19 protein-coding genes and 1 tRNA gene are annotated in these 20,730 nt (G+C 54.2%); 14 read left to right on the plus strand and 6 right to left on the minus strand.

The features are described from left to right. The first annotated feature begins 15 nt into the window (after positions 1-15). The 4 genes from hisF to D3F01_RS12505 all read left to right on the plus strand — a co-directional run bounded on the left by hisF (position 16) and on the right by D3F01_RS12505 (position 3,757). On the plus strand, positions 16-771 hold the full coding sequence (hisF, locus tag D3F01_RS12490; protein ID WP_242889015.1) for an imidazole glycerol phosphate synthase subunit HisF: 756 nt from the start codon (positions 16-18) through the stop codon (positions 769-771). Between the two features lie 66 nt (positions 772-837). Continuing rightward, the gene (gene hisIE, locus D3F01_RS12495; RefSeq protein WP_005929638.1) at positions 838-1,473 is read left to right on the plus strand and encodes a bifunctional phosphoribosyl-AMP cyclohydrolase/phosphoribosyl-ATP diphosphatase HisIE; all 636 of its coding nucleotides are present in this window, start codon (positions 838-840) and stop codon (positions 1,471-1,473) included. Positions 1,474-1,480: 7 nt separating this feature from the next. After that, the gene (locus tag D3F01_RS12500; RefSeq protein WP_097770084.1) at positions 1,481-2,305 is read left to right on the plus strand and encodes a histidinol-phosphatase HisJ family protein; all 825 of its coding nucleotides are present in this window, start codon (positions 1,481-1,483) and stop codon (positions 2,303-2,305) included. Between the two features lie 81 nt (positions 2,306-2,386). Further along, positions 2,387-3,757 (plus strand): MATE family efflux transporter, encoded by a 1,371-nt coding sequence (locus D3F01_RS12505; protein WP_242889017.1) that lies wholly within the window; start codon positions 2,387-2,389, stop codon positions 3,755-3,757. A 77-nt stretch (positions 3,758-3,834) separates the two neighbouring features. On the opposite strand, the gene D3F01_RS12510 is transcribed toward D3F01_RS12505, so the two are convergent. The 4 genes from D3F01_RS12510 to D3F01_RS12525 all read right to left on the minus strand — a co-directional run bounded on the left by D3F01_RS12510 (position 3,835) and on the right by D3F01_RS12525 (position 6,877). Then, complete coding sequence (locus D3F01_RS12510; protein WP_005929631.1) at positions 3,835-4,470, minus strand: hypothetical protein; 636 nt, start codon at positions 4,468-4,470, stop codon at positions 3,835-3,837. A gap of 251 nt (positions 4,471-4,721) precedes the next feature. Then, the gene (locus D3F01_RS12515; RefSeq protein WP_242889019.1) at positions 4,722-5,279 is read right to left on the minus strand and encodes a twin-arginine translocation signal domain-containing protein; all 558 of its coding nucleotides are present in this window, start codon (positions 5,277-5,279) and stop codon (positions 4,722-4,724) included. A gap of 159 nt (positions 5,280-5,438) precedes the next feature. Beyond that, positions 5,439-6,062 carry a twin-arginine translocation signal domain-containing protein gene (locus D3F01_RS12520; RefSeq protein ID WP_035393344.1) on the minus strand — a complete coding sequence of 208 codons (624 nt, stop codon included), beginning with the start codon at positions 6,060-6,062 and terminating at the stop codon, positions 5,439-5,441. A 119-nt stretch (positions 6,063-6,181) separates the two neighbouring features. Beyond that, positions 6,182-6,877: a helix-turn-helix transcriptional regulator gene (locus D3F01_RS12525; protein ID WP_005929618.1), complete on the minus strand. Its 696-nt coding sequence runs from the start codon at positions 6,875-6,877 to the stop codon at positions 6,182-6,184. 282 nt (positions 6,878-7,159) lie between these two features. Between D3F01_RS12525 and D3F01_RS12530 the strand changes: the two genes are divergently transcribed. Next, complete coding sequence (locus D3F01_RS12530) at positions 7,160-7,834, plus strand: histidine phosphatase family protein (RefSeq protein WP_117534258.1); 675 nt, start codon at positions 7,160-7,162, stop codon at positions 7,832-7,834. A gap of 146 nt (positions 7,835-7,980) precedes the next feature. Next, entirely contained in the window at positions 7,981-8,586 is a 606-nt protein-coding gene (locus tag D3F01_RS12535; RefSeq protein WP_097770080.1) for a twin-arginine translocation signal domain-containing protein, read from the plus strand. Positions 8,587-8,643: 57 nt separating this feature from the next. On the opposite strand, the gene D3F01_RS12540 is transcribed toward D3F01_RS12535, so the two are convergent. Both D3F01_RS12540 and D3F01_RS12545 read right to left on the minus strand, forming a co-directional pair. Beyond that, the gene (locus tag D3F01_RS12540) at positions 8,644-9,729 is read right to left on the minus strand and encodes a DUF3048 C-terminal domain-containing protein (RefSeq protein WP_242889021.1); all 1,086 of its coding nucleotides are present in this window, start codon (positions 9,727-9,729) and stop codon (positions 8,644-8,646) included. Positions 9,730-9,763: 34 nt separating this feature from the next. Further along, complete coding sequence (locus D3F01_RS12545) at positions 9,764-11,008, minus strand: DUF3048 domain-containing protein (protein WP_242889022.1); 1,245 nt, start codon at positions 11,006-11,008, stop codon at positions 9,764-9,766. Between the two features lie 244 nt (positions 11,009-11,252). On the opposite strand from D3F01_RS12545, the gene D3F01_RS12550 reads away from it, so the two are divergent. The 8 genes from D3F01_RS12550 to D3F01_RS12585 all read left to right on the plus strand — a co-directional run bounded on the left by D3F01_RS12550 (position 11,253) and on the right by D3F01_RS12585 (position 20,700). Further along, positions 11,253-11,328, plus strand: a tRNA-Lys gene (locus tag D3F01_RS12550). Between the two features lie 113 nt (positions 11,329-11,441). Then, complete coding sequence (locus D3F01_RS12555; RefSeq protein WP_242889023.1) at positions 11,442-11,933, plus strand: phage integrase N-terminal SAM-like domain-containing protein; 492 nt, start codon at positions 11,442-11,444, stop codon at positions 11,931-11,933. 221 nt (positions 11,934-12,154) lie between these two features. Then, complete coding sequence (locus D3F01_RS12560) at positions 12,155-13,687, plus strand: class I SAM-dependent DNA methyltransferase (protein ID WP_242889024.1); 1,533 nt, start codon at positions 12,155-12,157, stop codon at positions 13,685-13,687. Then, the gene (locus D3F01_RS12565) at positions 13,687-14,844 is read left to right on the plus strand and encodes a restriction endonuclease subunit S (protein WP_242889025.1); all 1,158 of its coding nucleotides are present in this window, start codon (positions 13,687-13,689) and stop codon (positions 14,842-14,844) included. Before D3F01_RS12560 ends, D3F01_RS12565 begins: the two co-directional genes overlap by 1 nt. A 137-nt stretch (positions 14,845-14,981) precedes the next feature. Then, positions 14,982-15,371: an endonuclease domain-containing protein gene (locus D3F01_RS12570; RefSeq protein ID WP_097770071.1), complete on the plus strand. Its 390-nt coding sequence runs from the start codon at positions 14,982-14,984 to the stop codon at positions 15,369-15,371. A gap of 210 nt (positions 15,372-15,581) precedes the next feature. Continuing rightward, the gene (locus D3F01_RS12575) at positions 15,582-16,361 is read left to right on the plus strand and encodes a hypothetical protein (RefSeq protein ID WP_097770070.1); all 780 of its coding nucleotides are present in this window, start codon (positions 15,582-15,584) and stop codon (positions 16,359-16,361) included. A 46-nt stretch (positions 16,362-16,407) separates the two neighbouring features. Then, positions 16,408-17,298, plus strand: coding sequence for a hypothetical protein (locus tag D3F01_RS12580; RefSeq protein WP_097770069.1), 891 nt, complete (start codon positions 16,408-16,410; stop codon positions 17,296-17,298). Between the two features lie 15 nt (positions 17,299-17,313). After that, positions 17,314-20,700, plus strand: coding sequence for a DEAD/DEAH box helicase family protein (locus tag D3F01_RS12585; RefSeq protein WP_242889026.1), 3,387 nt, complete (start codon positions 17,314-17,316; stop codon positions 20,698-20,700). Positions 20,701-20,730: the final 30 nt, after the last annotated feature.

The following is a 20,730-nucleotide window of genomic DNA, read 5'->3' on the forward strand; positions in this document are numbered from 1 at the left end:
CGGAGGGGAACGAAAATGATCACAAAACGCATCATTCCCTGTCTGGATGTCCGGAATGGCCGGGTGGTCAAGGGCACGAATTTTGAGGGCATCCGGGACGTGGCCGACCCGGTGGAGATGGCCCGGATGTACAACGCTGCCGGTGCCGACGAGCTGGTGTTCTACGATATCACCGCCAGCTTTGAGGGCCGCGCTCTGTTCACCGATATCCTGACCCGGGTGGCAAGCGAGATCTTCATCCCGCTGACCGTAGGCGGCGGCATCAACACGCTGGAGGATTTTGACCGGGTGCTGAAATGCGGCGCCGATAAGGTCAGCGTCAACTCGGGCGCGCTGCGGGACCCCGGCCTCATCCCGGCGGCGGCCCAGAAATACGGCGATCAGTGCGTGGTGCTCTCGGCGGACGTGAAGCGGGTGAACGGCCAGTTCCGGGTGTTCGCCAAGGGTGGGCGCGAGGATACCGGCCGGGACGCGCTGGACTGGATCAGCTGGTGCGCGGCGCATGGCGCGGGGGAGATCTGCCTGAACAGCATTGACACCGACGGTGTCCGCACCGGCTTCGATCTCGAGATGCTGGACGCGGTCGCTGCCCGGGTGAATGTGCCCATTATCGCAAGCGGCGGCGCGGGCAGAAAGGAAGATTTCCTTGAGCTGTTCCACCACAAGGGCATCGACGCGGGCCTTGCGGCGGGCATTTTCCACCAGAAACTGCTGACCATCCACGACCTGAAAACCTATCTGAATGAAAATGGTGTCGAAATGCGGCTGTAAGCTCTTGCGTTTCGGGCAACTTTAGGATAAACTGTAAGTATCCCCTTTGGGGAGGGAGTATGGACCATGGAACTGAAATTTGATGAAAAGGGCCTCATTCCTGCCATCGTGCAGGATCACTACACCAAAGAGGTGCTCACCCTTGCCTACATGAACGCCGAGACGCTGGCACTGACCATTGCCGAGGGGCGTACGGTGTTCTGGAGCCGGAGCCGTCAGGAGATCTGGCGCAAGGGCGATACCAGCGGCAATGTCCAGCATGTGGTGTCCATCACTGCAGACTGCGACAAGGACGCACTGGTGGTGGAGGTGGTCAAGGATGGCCCTGCCTGCCATACCGGTGCCGAGAGCTGCTTCTTCAATGAAGTGTATGTCTCGCCGGAGCTCAAGCAGTTCAGCTGGCAGGGGCTTTACGAACTCATCCAGGGCCGCAGGGATCATCCCCAGGAAGGCAGCTACACCACCTACCTGTTCGAGAAGGGCAAGGAGAAGATCCTGAAAAAGGTGGGCGAGGAGTGCACCGAGGTCATCATTGCGGGAGAAAAAGAGGACAAGGCCGAGACCATCTATGAGATCAGCGACCTGGCTTACCATGTGCTGGTGCTGATGGTGCAGGCGGGCATCACGGTGGAAGAGATCACCCGTGAGCTGGAAAAACGACACGTCATTGACCACAAGGTCAAACAGGAAAGGATGCAGTGATTTAGTTATGGCAGATTATAAGAAGTCCAGTGTTCATTGCCACTCGACGATGTGCGATGGCAGAAATACCTTGCAGGAAATGGCCAGTGCCGCCTGTGCACAGGGCCTGACGACCCTGGGCTTCTCCGGCCATAGCTATACTCAGCGGGACCGTGAGTACTGCATGAGCCCCAGCCGCACCGCCCAGTACAAGGCCACCATTGCAAAGCTCAAGGCAGAATATAAGGGCAAGGTGGACATCCTCTGCGGCATCGAGTGGGACAGCCTGAGCGAGGACAAGCCCGAGAACTACGATTACTGGATCGGTGCGGCCCATCACCTGTACGGCAGGAACACCGGCAAGTACTACGAGATCGACTTCCGCCCGCAGGATCTGCACGACTGCATCTTTGATGATTTCGATGGCGACCCGCTGGCCGCGGTGGAGGCCTACTTTGCAGAGGTGGAGAAGGTTGCTGCCAAGGGACCGGACATTCTGGCCCACATCGACCTCATCAAGAAGCTGAACGGCGAGGGTGAGTTCTTTGATGAAGAGGCTCCCCGCTACCGGGCCGCTGCCCTCAAGGCCCTGAGCGCTGCCAAAGAGCACAACTGCCTGCTGGAAGTGAACACCGGCGGCGTTTACCGCGGCTACCGCAAGGACTTCTACCCCAGTGCATGGATGCTGGAGGAGTGGAACAAGATGGGCGGCAAGGTCATCATCACCTCCGACTCCCACGATGTTTCCAGCCTGACCTTCGGCTTTGAGGAAGCTGCCGCCGCCATCAAGGCAGCTGGTTTCACCAGCGTGGAGGTGCTGACCGGCCACGGCTTTGAGACCCAGGAGCTGTAAAAGAAAAATAAAGCACAACCCTCTCCGTTTTTGCTGCGCAATGCCGGGGAGGGTTGTTTTCCGTAAACTGTGAGGAACCTTATGACCCAAACTGCGAAAAAATCCCCCTTCAGCATGAATGTGGACCTGATGCACGGGCCCATTTTCAAAAACCTGCTGCTGTTTATGCTGCCCATCTTCATCTCCAACCTGTTCCAGCAGCTCTATAACACCGTGGACACCATGATCGTGGGCAATGTGCTGGGCGATGCCGCCCTTGCCGCCATTGGCTCCTGCGGCTCGATCTACGAGCTTCTGGTCGGTTTTGGCCTCGGTATCGGCAATGGCCTTGCAATCGTTGCAGCGCGCTCCTACGGGGCGCAGGATCACGATCTGCTCAAAAAGACCGTGGCAGGCTCACTTGTCATCGGTCTGGTGGCTTCCCTCTGCATTACGCTGGCAGGTGTGCTGGGCCTGCACCCGCTGCTTCTCATGCTGGACACCCCGGCGGAGATTCTGGACGATGCGTACCGCTACATTTTGACCATCGACCTGGGCGTGCTGGTCATGTTCGCCTATAACCTCTGCGCGGGCCTGCTGCGCGCCATTGGCAACAGTGTGATGCCGCTGGTGTTCCTGCTCATCTCCTCGGGCCTGAATGTGGTGCTGGATCTCCTGTTCATCGCAAGGCTGGGCATGGGGGTGCAGGGGGCGGCTGTGGCAACGGTCATCTCGCAGGGCGTTTCGGTGGTGCTCTGCATCCTGTACATCTTCTTCAGAGTGAAGATCCTGCTTCCGGAAAAACAGCATTTCAGGGTGGGCAGCCACCTTTACTGGGAGCTGTTCAGCCAGAGCATCTCCATGGGCCTGATGAGCAGCATCGTCTCGGCGGGCTCGGTGGTGCTGCAGTACGGCATCAATGGGCTGGGCACGCTGGTCATTGCCGGTCACACCGCCGCCCGGAAGCTGTTCTCCTTTACCACCATGCCGGTCATGGCCATGGCATCGGCATGCTCCACGTTTGTTTCCCAGAACTGCGGCGCAAACCAGCCGGAGCGTGTCCGCAAGGGCATGAAGGAGATCGCCCTGTACAGCGTGGTGGTGGCCGTGCTGGCGATCTTTCTGATGCAGCTGGGCGCGGAGTGGATGGTGCGGCTCATCTCCGGCTCCAGCGAGTCTGTGGTGCTGGAAAACGGCGCACGGTATCTGCTCTGGAACGCGCCCTTCTACTCGGTGCTGGGTGTTCTGCTGGCCACCCGCTATGCCCTGCAGAGCCTGGGGCAGAAGGTCCTGCCCCTCTTCTCCAGTGTTATCGAGCTGGTGGGCAAGGTGGTATTCGTGCTCTTCTTCATCCCGAAGTTTGCCTATAACGCCGTCATCCTCTGTGAGCCCATCATCTGGTGCTTTATGGCGGCGTACCTCGTGCTGGTCTACCTGCACGACCCGTTTGTGTTCCCGAAAAAAGCAGAATAAGGAAAAGACCCGGCTGCCGATGACAGCCGGGTCTTTGTGTCTGCAGAAATTGGATGAAACGGATCGGGCAATGGGGCTTACAGTGCCGAATAGCCGAAGCTGTTGACCAGTGCATCGATATGCTGGCCCGCCTTGCACATGGGGCACTCGCGGGAATCGAAGCTGGCGTAATCGGGCAGGTTGGAGGGGTCAAAAATAGAGGTGACCGGGATGCCCAGGCACTCGGTGGCGGTGGCGAAGATGGCACTCAGGCCTGCCACAGTGCCGCCGTAGTAGTTGATCGCCTCGATCGCGGCCTGCACGGTGTAGCCGGTGGTGATGGAAGCAGCCAGGATCAGCACGTGCTTGCCCTTGACCATGGGGGCCAGATTGTCGCGCAGGATGATCTGGCTGCCGGTGGTGTACTCCGGGGTGATGACATAGATGGTCTGGTGGGCGTTCATGTTGGCAAAGCCGTCCTTGGTCAGCTCGTTGGCAAGGCAGGTGCCGATGACCTGTGTGCCGTCCAGGCAGAGGACAGTATCCACGATGGTGTTGTGCTGGTAGGCAGCCACCAGCTCTTTTGCCACGGCCTTTGCCTCGGAAAGGCGGGACTTCTGGGTGGTGACATCGATATAGTAATTGATGTGGCTGTGGCTGGTTGCGAAATGGCCCTTTGCCACACGCAGGAACAGATTGCTCTTGTTGGTGGGAAGCTTTACCATGTTGATCATAACTGCAACACTCCTGTTCTGTCAAACTATAAGGCCCATTGGCCTTTCTCAGGCGGAAACACAAACAGCGCGGCGGCCCCTGCCGCTGCGCTCCCATTCTTTTCCATAAACCTATGGTATCAGAAAATGCGGGTGTGCACAAGATACAGAATTGCCGAAAATTTGAAGAAAAATTGAGATACTTTGCCAATGCGACGGCGCAAAAAAGCCGCCCGGCTTTCCCGGACGGCTTAGGATGTACGTTGGGGAGATTACTTGGTGGAGGTGGAACCGGAGCTGGCGCTTGCGGCACGAGCCAGAACCCAGTTCATGGAATACTCGGCATACTGCAGGTCGGGGCAGTAGGTAAAGACCAGCTTTTCGCCCTCAGCCAGAGAGGTGTTGAGCGTGATGGTGCCCTTATTGATAGCGCTGTTTGCCAGGTTGGTGTCCAGCAAGGAAGCGTCGATCTTAAGCTCGTTGCTGGTTCCACCGACATACTTTGCCTTCTGCTTGCCGTCCTTACCGTAGACAATCGCCTTGAAGTTGCTGGGCTGGATGGGCAGGTTGTTGGTGCGGCCAACGGTGATCTGGAAGGGGAAGGTAATGGAATTGCCGGTCAGGTCAATATCCTTGTACTTCTTGGCATTGTCATCGTAGGTACCAAGAACGGCATTGATCTGCAGAACAGTGATGGAACCGGCACCGTCGCAGTACAGGTTCTTGGTATCAGTCTGATCACAGCCGGAGAAGAGGCCGGCACCCGCAACGGCCACAGCTACAACAGCGGAGTATTTCAGGAAAGAGCGGCGAGAAAATGCTAACGACATAATCGTTCCTCCTTATAATGTGCAAAGCGCACGAAAATGCCAAAAGGCTCTGCCTATACAATAGGCGAAACGGGGGCGAATGTCAATGGTTTTCACAAATATTTTGTGAAATTTTCCCACCGTCTCCGTGCAAATCATACGAAATTTCGTCCTGCTTGATCAGGCTTTGGTCAGATCAGAGGCGTTGATGGTAAAGTTCAGGGTCTTGCCGGAAACAAAGGTCGGGGTGTAGGTCACACCGATCTGCTGCCAGGTGGTGGGCACCATGCAGACCAGCTCAATGTAGCCTGCACCCTGCGGGGGAATGGCAGAGGCCGTGGTAAAGCTCTCGGTGGTGCTGTCGTACAGCTGGACATAAGCGCCGCCCTCGGCTGCCTGACCGTCGCAGGTGAAGGAGAAGTCGGTGGTGGAAGCGGACAGAGCGTGGAAGTAACCGGCAGTGTTGGCTGCGATCTGCTCCGGGGTATCCAGAGGATAGGCCTCGCCGATCTCCTGAATGTTCTGTGCGCCGATGGCAAAGGTGTCGCGGCTGGAACGGTTTGCAGAGGTGATCAGCATGGCAATGTACTCATAGCCCTCGGCATCGGGGGCACTTGCCAGAGTAAAGACGCTGGTCAGCTGGACCGCCAGATTGTTCCAGTTGCTGATCTTATCGCCGACCTTGACCTCGATGGAGGAGTTATCGCCGGCCTGGCAGCCGCCCAGCACAGCAGCAGCGCCCAGAGCAGCGGCAGAAGCACCGGTGACCTTGAGGAAGGTGCGGCGGGAAATCTTGTTCGACATAAAGCTTGCCTCCTTAATCAATGGCAGAAATCTTTTTCTTCGCTGATTCGTTTATAGCATTTTTTACCGGAAATTGCAAGGCCCTGGGCACAGAATTAACAGGAGTTTCACACAGAAGCTCACTGGTTGGGGTCCAGGCCGCGCACATGGGTCTCGCTGGTCTTGACCAGATTCAGCAGGCTGGGGGTGTACAGCGGGTATTCCCGGGTCAGGCTCTCGGTGGTCATGGCAAGGCAGGAGGGGTCTTTCACGCCCTCGGCACCGTTCAGGTCCTCGCCGGCCAGCAGGTCCTCCACGTTGCTCTCGCTCATCCGCATCACGGCATCGGAGTAGCCGGGCCAGCGGCGGGCCTCCACGCTGAACAGGCTCTGGGCGTTGTGGGGTTCGGCGGAATAGAGCAGGCGGAACATCTTGGCCACGGCCATCATCAGGTAGGTGCTGACCTCGGTGGTCAGGGCCTTGCTGTGGCACTCGGCGATCTTGGCATACAGCACGTTCAGGCTGTTGGAGATCAGCTTTTTGTTCATGGTGGGCAGAACGCTGCCATGGTAGACGTTGTCCTTCATCTTATCGGGGTTGGGCAGGTCATCGGCGTTCAGCATCATGCCGTTGCGCTCAGCCGAGCGGCCCAGCAGGTAATCGCAGGACACATTATAGTAATCCGCTACCCGGACAACAAAGTCCAGACCGCACTCGCGGATGCCCTTTTCGTAGTGGGAGAGCAGTGCCTGGGACACCCCAAGGTCCTCCGCGGCCTGCTTCTGGGTGATGCCGCGCTCCTTGCGCAGCAGCTTGATGATACGGTTGAATTCCATGATTTTGGACTCCTCAGTAGTGGAAATTGAACTTCTTTGAGTTTTGGTTTACAACATGTTGATTATACACAGTGAAAAACCAAAAGTAAAGCAAGAAAAGTGACGGAAATTCTCGTCGTTTTTCGTCATTTTTGTCAAAAGGCTTGCCCCGGATACCATATCTATGCTAAACTAAAGATAATCAACGCATATTTTGTGGCGCACGGCCCGGGCAGGATGCCCACTGCCGGTGCGAAATTTTACAGCAAAGAGGAACTCTTTGCCAGATAGAGGTGTTTTTCCATGAAAACGTTCAAACTTCATCTCATCCGCCACGGCATGACGGCCGGCAACCTGCAGGGCCTGTACATCGGCAGCGGCACGGACATCCCCCTGTGTGAGGAGGGACGCGCCCAGCTGAAGGAGCTGAAGGAGCGGTTCGAGTATCCGCAGGTGGACACGGTATTCTCCTCCCCGCTGGTGCGCGCTGTGGAGACAGCGAACATTCTGTTCCCCAATGCAGGCCACCAGTTCACAGTGCACGACCTGCGGGAAGCGGGCTTCGGCGTGTTTGAGAACCGCCCTGTGAAGGATCTGGTCAAGGAAGAGGATTTCAAGAAGTGGATCACCCCCGGCTCCGGCTTTGTGCCCGAGGGAGCAGAGCCTACCGAGCAGTTCCACGCCCGCTGCGCCGAGACCCTGCTCAAGCTGTTTGAGTATATGATCCGGATGGATGTGACCGAGGCTGCCTGCGTGACCCATGGCGGCGTGATCATGAGTATGCTGAGCCAGCGCGCGCTGCCCTCCCGCCACCCGGAACAGTGGATGGCCGACCCCGGCTGCGGCTATACCGTCCAGACCGACGTGCAGCTCTGGATGCGCGACCGTCTGGTGGAGGCTATCGACATCGTCCCCTTTGGTTACGCCGATACCCTGCGCGGGCAGGCAGAAGCCGAGGAAAACGAGGCATTTGAGTAAGAATCTTTGCCGCGCCGCCCTGAAAATATCCAAAACACGTAAAATCGCGGAAGAATAGGTAAAATTCCGGGCAAATCTCTTGACAGAAAGCCAGGAATTTACTATTGTATAAAGAGAACTTATTTTCCCGTTAGGAGGAATCCCCGATGTCACAATCCCTGTCCCGCCGCTCGTTCCTGAAATATGCCGGTTCCGGCGCAGTCAGTCTGGCTGCCGCCCTGCTCACCGGCGTTTCGGGCGCGGCTCTGGCCCCCTGCTATGAGGGCGAACCTGCTCTGTTGGACGGCAAGGCGGCAGTGGAGCTGCTGGGCTATGCGCCTGCGCCGGAGCTGGACAGCACGCTGGTCTATCTGTCGGTGGAGAACCTCTCGGCCCGGCCGCTGGCTGTGGGGGCCAGCTACCTGCAGAGCCGCGGGCTGGACAGCAGGAACGCCCTGTACAGCCTGGGCACCGGTCTGACGGCTCTGTGTGATGGCAGACAGGTGCGGGTGGGCAGCTTTGCAGCTCCCCTCTACGGTGAGAATGCGGCAGATGCCTCTGCCTTTACCCTGAATCTTTCCGCAGGGCGCGGGGCGATGCTCCACTGTTTCTGCGAGACCCCTGCGGACTGGCAGACGCTGGAGCTGATCTATCAGCCTGACTTTGCCGCAGGCCAGACCGTCCATTTTGTGGTGCGCCGGGATGCCGATGAGGTCCATCTGGGCGCGGTGCCTGCCACCCTTGCCGAGGTGGGCAGCGTGGTCGATTTGTAAATGGCATAGCGTAAAAAGAGACGGTTCTGCATCGGATTGCAGGACCGTCTCTTTTGTTTATAACAGGTTTTCCCCGGTGGAGTTCTGCACGGTGAGCTCCTGCCCGGTCAGGCTGGACACCAGCGCCAGATAGCTGCGGCCTGCCGTCAGGGTCAGGGGGCGGCCGTTGGAATCATACAGGAAGAAGGTGGTCTCGCTGCCCTGCGTCCAGGTGATGTTCCACAGGTGGCCCTCGTTGAGCCAGACACCGCCGCCCATGGTCAGATCGTAATCCAGCGTCACACCATCGTCACGCAGGGTGGATGCACTGAACAGAATGAGCAGGTTGTCGAAATCTGCCTGCTGGCCGTTGTTGGCATCCAGCTGCGGTGTGCCGTCCGCGTGGAGCATCCGGTAGGTCTTGCTGTCGGCATCGTAGGAGAAGCCGGTGGCGTTCTGTGCGTCAAACTGGACCCGGACACTCATTGCGTCCGAAGCATCTGCATCGGGCAGCTTGCCGTTTTCCTGCATGGGCAGCAGATTGGGCACGGAGAGGAGGGCTCCGCTCTCGCTGTCGGAGCTGCTGGAAGAGGTGTCCGTGACGCGGGATTCTGTCAGGGCCGGGGAGATGTTCAGGCTGCCCAGCACACCCGAAAGTGCTGCACCGCTGGTATGCCACAGCGGGACATTCTGCCAATTGGTCTCACAGGAAAAGGCATTGGTACCCACCTCCAGTGCGTCTACCGCGCGCAGAGAGTAGTAATCAAGGTAGTTCTGGTCAAACCGTCCGCCGCCCCGCTGTACCGGCAGTACCTGCTGGCCCACCAGCAGCCGCCAGTAGAGGTCCTGCCCGGCAGAGACAGGCCCGACCTGCGGCACGGCCCCCACGGCAGGGTAGACAAGACAGAGCCTGGTGGCCTGCTGCTGTGCGGTCAGGGCTTCCAGCACCAGCGAGGCCGTGGAAAGCCCCCACTGGGTGGTGCTGGCGGCCGCGTTGTCAATGGTGATGGCGACCGGCCGCTGGCCCGGCCAGACAAGTTCCTGCCCAGTGAGCGGGTCAGTGGGACTTTCGGCGGGCTGGGAGCTGGGGCTGAGCGCACAGCCTGTCAGCAGTGCGGCGCTGAGCGCAAAACAGAGCAAAGCGCGCATCCAAAAGCGTTTCATCGGTTTCCCTCTTCTGCCCCGGAGGGCGGGTGATTTAGTAGCTGAAATTGCTCCACTCATCATTGTCCACCAGTGCCAGATAGGTCTTGCCCCGGTTCAGGGTCATCTCTTCGCCGGTTTCGGTGTAGAGCTTGAGCGGATGGGTGGGATGCGGCTTCTCCCAGCGGCCCACCTGCACGCCGCCCCGTGTGAAGAGGTACGCCTGCCCACCGGCCACATAGTTGACCGACTGGACATCGTGAGAATCGCCCGCATAGGCGGCGATATCGGCAAAGCAGACCGCCACGTTGTCAAAGGTCAGCTGCTTGCCGGTCAGCTCGTCCACCGTGTTCTCATAGGCTTTTTTGGAGCGGTTGTACATTTCCAGCTTGTAGCTGCGGCCCCAGCTGCTGTAGCTCAGGCGGGTCCTGTAGCTCTCGGAGTGGGTAATGCTGATGGTTTTGGCCGCAGGGGCACCGGGCAGGTCATTGGAGGCGGCGGTGCGGTAGTCGGCAAAGTGGAAGAAAGGCGTTTCGTTGGCGTAGGTCAGGCCGATGCCGGCGTTGCCGGCCGCCTGTTTGATCTCCTTGCCGGAGGTGAATTCGGTGTGTTCATAGGCTACGTTGCGGCCGCGGTTGTCACGGTGGGCAACGTGGGGGTGGACCGGCGTGTTGAAGTAACTCTTGCCGCCGATGTTCAGGCCGGAGTAATCGTATACATTGATGAACTGGGTGCAGAAAATGCTCTCGCCATCGTGGTAATAGAGGGCCTGATGGGGCATAAGCAGCTGCAGGAACTGGTCGCGGCCGGAGCGCAGCGGTCCGACCTCCGGGATGGTGTCCGCATCCCGGAACACGGCACACAGGCGGGTGATGCCGCCCTCCACCTTGCTCTCGATGAGCAGGTCTGCCGAGCCGATGCCGCGCTGGGGGCGTGCGTTCTGCTTTTCGGAGTTGGCGATGTTGTTGACCATCACACCCACCATCCGGCCGGTGCTCTTGCGGGCTTCGCCGGTCAGAGGGTCAGCGTCGTAGGCAGGCAGAAGGCTGAACGCAGAGCTTGCGGCTTCGCTGGACGCTGCCGAGGAGGCGGCTGCCTCACCGGCTGAGGACGCAGAGGATGCAGCGGCTTCAGAAGAAGCAGAAGAGGATGCCGCCGAGCCGCAGAACAGGCTCTTCATCCAGTCGGGCAGGTCACCGCCCAGAATGGCACTGCCGGGGCTTGCAGAGCAGCCGGCGAGCGCCAGCAGCGCCGCCGTCAGCCCGGAATAGCGAAGTACGGACCGTCGAGAAATTTTCATGGAAAAGCCCTCCTATCGGATCGGCTTGCCCGGCGCGGAAGTGCGCTCGGCAGGTCGGTTGCAGTTTTGCAATGAACTGCTTTGATTGTACTGGTTCTTGCCCGGTTTGTAAAGGGGCAGTTCGTGGCAAAATCTGCCCGATGACGGCTTTGGGAAAGTTTTTTGTGCAGAAAGCTTGCTTTTTGCCCGGGAGTATGGTAATATTATTCGGCAGTATCGTGTTATACTGCGCTTTATAATGTATGCGCTCGTAGCTCAGCCGGTAGAGCATCTGACTTTTAATCAGAGGGCCAGGGATTCGAGTTCCCTCGAGCGCACCAAAAGGACGATAAATCGTTGAGAGAAACGGTTTGTCGTCTTTTTTGTTTTATATAGGCTTTTTGGGCTTGTACCTATGATTTTTTCAAAAAATTTAGAGGTCAGAGGTACAAAAATGAAGAAGATTCAGAAGAATGCAGTCCGGTTTGATAATCTAAAGCAAGATTTTTTGGACGACAAGAAGTATTCTGGCACGGCAGAAGCCACGTTGAACGGCTATCGGTATGATATTACACGGTTCTTGAAGTTCCTTTCAGATGAACAGTTAGCCGTGAATGAGGCAGGATTCAAGCGGTATGTTATCCACTTGACGGATAGCGGAATGACTGCAAACAGCGTCAACCACTATATCCGTTCGGTGAAAGTGTTCCTTTACTGGTGTATGGAGCAGGACGAAATAGCACCGTTCAAAATCAAGATGGTAAAGGCACAAGAAACCATCAAGGACGTTTACACGCAGGAAGAACTTTGTGCGCTGATTCAGCCGCCGAAACGTGAGGACAGCTTTGTTGTCTGGCGCAGTTGGGCTATCATCAACTTTATTTTGGGAACAGCAGCACGAGAAGCAACAGTCTGTGAAATGCAGATCCACTTTACCGTTTTATAGCAATTCAACTTCTTCATGCAACAGCAACAGCGTTGAATTGCATATCGCAAATTGCTGTTTTAACGTTCCACTAACTTTTTGCCTTGCGATCAAGAAAGCGCTTCTGCTAAACACTCTACATTGAAAATACAACCGTACACTGCTATAATAAAATTGTGATATTATCACCAAAAATTCAAGATGTAAAACGTTTGCGATTAGCAAACATTCAGGAGGAACGCATGGTAACAGGAGCCATTAAAAATAAGGTAGACAAAATCTGGACAGACATCTGGGCAGGCGGCATTACCAATCCGCTGACCGTCATTGAACAGCTGACCTATCTCATGTTCATTCGGTCACTGGACGAGAAAGAGCTTGCCACCGAAGATTTTGAGAACATGGCGGGCGAAAAGATGGAGCACATCTTTCCGGCCAGCGCGGCAGGACAGTCTATGCGGTGGAGCCGCTTCAAGGACAAGGACTCCCGCGAAATTTTCCTGACCATGCAGCAGCGGGTGTTCCCTGCCATCAAAAAGATGAAGTATGGCCGTCTGCCGGACTTTGACGCAAGCGGCGAACTGGTGGAGATCGAGGACGACCCCGCCCGCCCGGACGAGGGCAACACCGCCTTTGCGCGGTATATGGACGATGCCATGTTCCTGATTCCCACGCCGCAGGTGCTGCAAAAGATCATCACCGGGCTGGAGGATCTTTACACCCACGACATTGCCGACCTTGATATGCAGGGCGACCTGTATGAGTATATGCTGGGCAAGCTGGCAACAGCAGGGCAGAACGGCCAGTTCCGCACGCCCAAGCACATCCGCGACATGATGGTGGAACTGGTGCAGCCCACGCCGGACGACTTGATCTGTGACCCTGCCTGCGGCACGGCGGGCTTTCTGGTGTCCAGTGCGCAGTACCTCCGCGCCCACTACGAGGACCGCATGACCCCGGAGCAGTGGCAGCATTTTGCCGGCCCGATGTTCACCGGCTTTGACACGGACCGCACCATGCTGCGCATTTCGGCCATGAACCTGATGCTCCACTCCATCACGAACCCGGAAATCGACTACAAGGACAGCGTGTCGAAGCAAAACTCTATTTGCAGCAAGTATACCGTTTGCCTTGCGAACCCGCCGTTCAAGGGCACTGTGGATGCCGAGAGCATCAACGACGACCTGAAAGCCGTCACCAACACCAAAAAGACGGAGCTTCTGTTCCTTGCGCTCTTCCTGCGGATGCTCAAAACCGGCGGACGCTGCGCCTGCATCGTGCCGGACGGCGTGCTGTTCGGTTCCAGCAAGGCGCACCAGAGCATCCGAAAAGAACTGATTGAAAACCACCAGCTGCAGGCGGTCATTTCCATGCCCTCCGGCGTGTTCAAGCCCTATGCAGGCGTGTCCACAGCGGTGCTGGTGTTTACCAAGACCGGCGCGGGCGGTACCGACAGGGTGTGGTTCTACGATATGAAAGCCGACGGCTTCTCGCTGGACGACAAGCGCACCGAGGTGAAGGAAAACGACATCCCGGACATCATCGCCCGGTTCCATAACCTTGATGCCGAAACTGACCGCAAGCGCACCGAGCAGAGCTTCTTTGTGCCCAAAGAAGAAATTGCCGCCAACGGGTACGATTTGTCCATCAATAAGTATAAAGAGACGGAGTATGTGCCGGTGGAGTATCCCTCGACCACGGAAATCCTTGCCGACCTGCATGAGCTGGAAATGGAGATTACCAAGGGTTTGGCAGAACTGGAGGAGATGGTGTGATGGCGAAGTTGGGAGAGGTTTGTACTATTGTATCTGGTTCGACACCAAAAACATCTGTTACGTCCTACTGGGATGGCAACATCAAATGGATAACACCTGCTGAATTGAACGAAGATACTTTTTACATTATGGATTCAGTTCGGCACATTACTGAAGAGGGAAAAGAAAAAACCGGATTGTCTTATCTGCCGACAGGAACAGTCATTTTATCTTCTCGCGCGCCGATTGGCAAAACCGCAATTGCCGGTTGTGAAATGTGTTGCAATCAGGGATTCAAGAACCTTATTTGCTCAGATGCGATTTATAATGAATACCTCTATTTTTTCTTGAAATCAAAAACAGACTATCTCAATTCGTTGGGACGTGGTGCGACTTTTAAAGAAATTTCTAAATCCATCGTTGAAAGCATTGAAATCCCGTTACCTGAAGTAAACCAGCAGAAAGAAATTGCAGAAAAATTCAAGAAGTTAGAGCAGTTGATTTCTCTCCGTAAGCAGCAGCTTTCCAAATTGGACGAGCTGGTAAAGGTACGGTTTGTGGAGATGTTTGGAGATTTTGAGTTTAATCCCAAAGAATTTCTGGTGTATCACTTATGTGAACTTTGCGATGTTGGGTCGAGTAAACGAATTTATCAAGAAGAACAAAGTATAAGTGGTATTCCTTTCTTAAAAGTGGCGGACTTGAACGAGCTGATTGATACGGGAAAATATTCATGTTCGACATTTATTCCTCTTGAACGATACGAACAGCTTTTGCATAAAGAGCTAACACCCACAGAAAATGATATTCTTATAACTTCAAGAGGAACTCTTGGAAAGTGTTATATCGTTCAATCGGATGATGAATTCTATTTTCAAGATGGCATGATTAGCTGGCTCTCCAATTTTAGTCCGAAAGTTTCAAGTATTTATATTTCATATTTGTTTGCGCAACCATATATCCAAAAACAAATTGAAAGTCTGCAAGCTGGCTCGACAGTGGCATACTTATCGATTGCGATGTTGAAGAAAATAAATGTTATTTTGCCGCCTAAAAAACTTCAAGATGATTTTGCCGCTTTTGTAGAGCGTGTAGACAAGCAGAAGCAGACCGTACAGCAGAGCCTTGAAAAGTTGGAATTGATGAAAAAGGCACTGATGCAGGAATATTTTGGGTAACTCCCTCAGTCACCTTCGGTGACAGCTCCCTCTGGGAGGGAGCCTTTATGTGGTGGTAAGGCAAAAGCCTCCCTCCTAGAGGGAGGTGGCGCGGCGTTAGCCGTGACGGAGGGAGTTCCAGAAAGGAGCGCGTCCAGATGTCATTGCCATATCAAGGAAAATTGATCCCTCGTGCAAAAGAATTGCGCAAAGACGCAACAAAACAGGAAAATCATCTCTGGTATGATTTTCTGCGCAGCTATCCCGTGCGGTTTCAGCGTCAGAAAACGATTGATGGCTTTATTGCGGATTTCTATTGTCACGTTGCAAGGCTGGTCGTGGAAGTGGACGGTTCACAGCATTATGATGAGCAGGGACTGGCATACGACAAAGAACGCTCCGCCATTTTTGCCGAATATGGTGTGAAGGTGATTCGGTTTTCTAATCTGGAAATAGAGCAGAGCTTTCAAGAAGTTTGCAGTGCAATTGATTTGGAAGTCAGGAAGCGGGTTCAGGAACTGGAAGATACTCCCTCAGTCAAAGCCTAGCGGCTTTGCCAGCTCCCTCTGGGAGGGAGCCTATAACGTAGAGGTAAGGTAAAAGCCTCCCTCTTAGAGGGAGGTGGCACGGCGCAGCCGTGACGGAGGGAGTGGTGGAGACTGGAAGTGCTGGAATTGGTGAAAGAGCACGGATGCAGGAATATTTTGGGTAACTATGGATGGAAAATTGGAATCAGACTCATAGATGGAGGTAATAGAATGAAAATGGTTGATGATGAGATAATAAAAATGCTTCAAGAAAAAGTAGCAAAAGGAGAGCTTCCCCCGATTTATGCTATGCCTGATGCAGTGGAAGCAATGATTGAGCATGACGAGAAGGTGAAGCAGCAAAAAGGATGGATTGAAAAGTATCCTCTGATAAAAACAGGGAAAGTACCGATTGAAAATTTTAATGATAAGGTATTACCCAAATTATCAAAAAAAGCAGTTGATTACGGATTTCAGATTTTACTGATACAGTTGGTAGCTGAACTTGACATTACAAACGAAAACATTGTTGAATATTGTGATCTTTGGAAAGAAATACGAACCAAAAGTGGACGTTTTTTGATTGAAAACAGCTATTTGAACTTTAAAGAAAGCCATCTTGGGAAAAGTATAGTTCATGATTTGAAACATTTTGCTGATATGATGATTTCCATTGTATGGACACTTTCTCAGGAAGACGTTGTCACGAAAGTGGAAATTGATGGCATTGGAAAGTATTTGAAGAATAAAAAATCTTTGGGATGTTTTTCCGAATATGTCGATTTTTTGACCGTGCTTAATGAAATGGATAACACACAAAAACATGCAGTAACGAATCAGATGGGGATGCTTATTGGAAGAGATGAGCCTTGCTTTCATTGTATTGACTCGAATCATAATAAAGATATTTGGCATGTTGGTGTGAAAAATGTCTCTGTAGCACAGACGATTGAACAATTTAATTCGTTCTATAAATTCTCTATGGATAAGATTTCGGAATTGTGCAGTTGAGATTAGGATATAGTTCTGTGCGGAATGTTGAAAGGAGGCGGTGAAAATGAACTTCCGGCATGATTTTGCTGAAATGGCAAGAGAAGAGTTTAGAAATCTTGGGATGAGTGTTCCAAAAGAATGGGATGATTATGAAATCTGCATAAAGCTCTTTCAGGTATTGCAACGCCATATAAACTCGAATATTCCATATTACGTACTTTATTCAAAAGAACTTTTGCAGAAACTTCCCTATTTACCGGAGTCAGATAGGCGTGAAATTAAGAGGATTGAATGGTGTTTGCGAAATTGTCAGTCGATAACAGAATATATGAGCAGGGACATCAATACGACGTCGATGAGAAAATCGGATTTCATGCTAAAAAACTGGGAAATTTACCATGTTCATCTTGAGAAAGTTCAAAAGAATAAAAAGTGTACAAATCCGCACTTGTTGTTTTTCCAAATAAAAGGGCAGGTTGCTCATTTTATTGATGTGAAAAAACACCCACAGGGGAGCGACTGGTTTGATAGAGATTTACTAGAGATTGTTTATCAAAATTGGCCTAATCTGTTAGTATATCCGAATGGGCTAAGGCCGTGTGAGAACTTACCGGATAATCAAATTTACGAATTGACAAAAAGGTGTGTGGCATTTATACCATTTCATGGGGGAGTGCTATTTCCGACAAGTATGGGAGTGATGTCTTCTGGCGACAGTGGAACAGCAGTACGTGCGATTCAATTTATTTTTAATAGTTTTGCTTTGTGGGAAAAACAACTTGAAAAAGATGAGAAGAGGTTAAGAACAGAAATTAACCGAATTCATCATCCAATGCCGGAAAAACTTGATTTTTCGCTAATCATCGAAAAGAACAATTTTGTTGCATATGAAGAGTACGCACAAATAAAAGTAAAAATGTTTGTGGTTCCCTTGCTTCTTCAAAGTGCAAAATAAAGGAAAGGTGATTATATGTCCAACTTCTCCTATCTCTCCACCCACCCCGAATACTCCCTCTTCGCATCTGCTGCCATCGAGGCCGAGAAAGTGTTCTCCACCTCCCCGGCGATGTGCGCGGTGGGGTGCCGGAAGGCGTTGGAGCTGGCGGTGAAGTGGGTGTATGCGGCGGACAAGACTATCACGATGCCCTACAAGGACAACCTGCAATCCCTGCTGCATGAGCCGAGCTTCCGGTTCGCGGTGGACCGGGACGTGTGGAGCGTGCTGCCCAGCATCGTGAAGGCGGGCAATCTGGCGGTACATACAGGGCATAGCGTGTCGGCGGCGGATGCAGTGTTCAGCCTGCGGGGACTGTTCGGTTTCATCCAGTGGGTGGATTACTGCTACGGCACGGACTATGTGGAGCGCTCCTTTGATGAAACAGCCATCCCCGGCGAAAAGGTAGCGCTGGACGAAAAGAAGATCCGGGAGCAGGAAAGTCTGCTGACCCAGAAGGATGCCGAGTTGGAAGCGTTGCGCAAGCAGGTGGAGAGCCTTTCGACGGCGTACACGGCCAGCAAACAGCAGAACCAGCAGAGCCGCAGTTTTACCGCCGCCGACCTGACCGAGGCCGAGACGCGGCAGAAGATCATCGACATCGACCTCAAGGCCATGGGCTGGAAATTCACCGGGCCGGACGCCGATGTGCGCACCGAGTACGAAGTGGACAACATGAACGGCGTGCTGGGGCAGAAGGGCTATGCGGACTATGTGCTGATGGGCAAGGACGGCTTGCCGCTGGCGGTCATTGAAGCCAAGCGCAGCACCAAAGACCCCAACATCGGGCGCAAGCAGGCTCAGCTTTATGCAGACTGTCTGGAGCAGAAGTTTGGCCGCCGTCCGATGCTGTTTACCACCAACGGCTACACCACCTATTTCTGGGATGAGCAGAGCGGCCCGCAGCGTGTCGTGAGCGGGGTGTTCTGCAAGGACGACTTGCAGAAGCTGGTGAACCGCCGCACCGAGAAAAAACCGCTGGACACCATCGAAATTGACGATAAAATCACCGACCGCTACTATCAGAAAAACGCCATCCGGGCAGTCTGCGCCCACATCGCGCAGGGCTTCCGGCGCAATCTGCTGGTCATGGCAACGGGCACAGGCAAGACCCGCACCGCGTCCAGCCTGACCGATGTGCTGAGCCGGGGCGGTCATGTGACCAACGTGCTCTTTCTGGCCGACCGCACCGCACTGGTCAAGCAGGCAAGGGACGACTTCAAAAAGTATCTGCCGGACCAGTCGCTGTGCAACCTGTGCTCCTCCAAGGACGATAAGGCCGCGCGCATCGTGTTTTCCACCTATCCCACCATGCTCAACGCCATCGACAACGCCAAGACCAAAGACGGCGTGCCGCTGTTTTCGCCCGCCCACTTTGACCTCATCATCGTGGACGAAAGCCACCGCAGCATTTTCAAGAAATACCGCGCCATTTTTGATTATTTCGATGCGATTCTGGTGGGTCTGACCGCCACCCCGAAAACCGACGTGGACCGCAACACCTACGACTTTTTCGAGATGGAGCACGGCATCCCCACCTACGCCTACGATTACGACACGGCGGTCTACACCGACCATGTGCTGGTGCCTTACTACAACTACGAGGTCAAGACGAAATTCACCGAAGAGGGCATCCACTACGATCAGCTTTCACCGGAGGATAAGGCGCGCTACGAGGACGATTTTGCCGAGGACGACACCCTGCCCACCTTCATCCCGTCCGAAAAGCTGAACAAGTTCATCTTTAACGCCAACACCGTGGACACGGTGCTGCAAGACCTGATGGAACGGGGCATCCAGACGGCAGGCGGCGACCGCATCGGCAAGACCATCATCTTTGCCCAGAACAAGCGCCACGCGGAGTTTATCCGGGAGCGCTTTGGCAAGCTCTACCCGCAGCTGGAGACCCAGTACCCGGGATTCATCCAGCGGGTGGTCTGCGATGACACCTATGCACAGTCCATCATTGACGACTTCAAACAGCCGAATAAGCCGCCGTTTATTGCGGTCTCGGTTGATATGATGGACACGGGCATCGATGTGCCGGAGTGCGCGAATCTGGTGTTCTTCAAAAAAGTACGCAGCAAAACGAAGTTCTGGCAGATGATCGGCCGTGGTACGCGGCTCTGCCCATCCCTTGCCTGCGTGGATGCCATCGACGGCGAATATACGGGCAAACGGCGGTTTCTGATTTTTGACTACTGCGGCAACTTTGAATTTTTCCGTCAGAAACCCAACGGCTACGAGAGCGCGGACACCAAAAGCCTGTCCGAGAGCATTTTCTGCAAGCAGGTGCGGATCGCCGCCGCGCTGCAGGATGGAGCCTATGCGGACGAAAAATACCAGAACTGGCGCAAGATCTTAACGGAGACCTGCCGTGCCGAGGTGGGAGCGCTGAACCCGGAGCTGGTATCCGTGCGGCTGCACCGACAGGCCGTGGAACACTATCAAAAGCCGGAAGCCTTTGTCAGCCTGACCGAAACGGACAAAGGCACCTTGATGAAAGGGGTTGCACCGCTCATCTCGCTGGACGACAAAGATGAAGCCGCCAAGCGGTTCGATAACTTTGTGTATGGCTTGCTGCTCTGTGAACTGGAAGGTCTGCCGGGACTGGGCCGCGCCCAGAAACAGCTGCGCAGCACAGCGGCAATGCTGGAAGGGAAGGCTACCATCCCGCAGGTGCAGGCAAAGCTGCCCCTCATCCGGGAGGTGCAGACAGACGAATTTTTGACCTCGCATGATCTTCTCCACTTTGAGGAAATGCGGCAGGAGCTGCGGGAACTCATCAAGTTTCTGGTGGAGGGCGGCGAGGGGCAAAAGCCTGTCTACACGGCCCTTGCCGACCCGGTACTGGAACAGGCCGAGGGCAAAACGCTGGATTCCGGCTACGATTTTGGCGAGTACCGGGAACGTGTGAACCGCTACATCATGGAGCACCGCAGCGATACGCTGGCCATCCACAAGCTGACTCAGAACATTCCGCTTTCCCGGGGTGACTATACCGAGCTGGAACATATCTTCACCTGTGAGCTGGGCAGCAAAGAGGACTATGCACGGGAGTTTCGGGATACCCCATTTGGTCTGCTGGTGCGTAAAGTGGCAAAGCTGGACCACGATGCTGCCATGCAGGCGTTTTCAAAATTTATCAACAACGAATCGCTGAATGCAAAGCAGATCGCGTTTGTTCAGAAGGTTATTCATTACATCGAGCAGAACGGTTATGTGGAAAGCAAAGCGGTGTTGATGAAACCACCCTTTGACCAGCCCATTCTGTTTACCCGCCTGTTTGATGGCAAAACAGGCAGTGAGCTGATGGAGACAATCAATTCGGTGAAAGAGAATGCCACCCATGTGACTGCATAAAGTGGTGGAATGTACTAATAAAATACGGTA

It is taken from the genome of Faecalibacterium sp. BCRC 81149 (genome assembly GCF_022750605.1).
Classification (GTDB): Bacteria; Bacillota; Clostridia; order Oscillospirales; family Ruminococcaceae; genus Faecalibacterium; species Faecalibacterium duncaniae.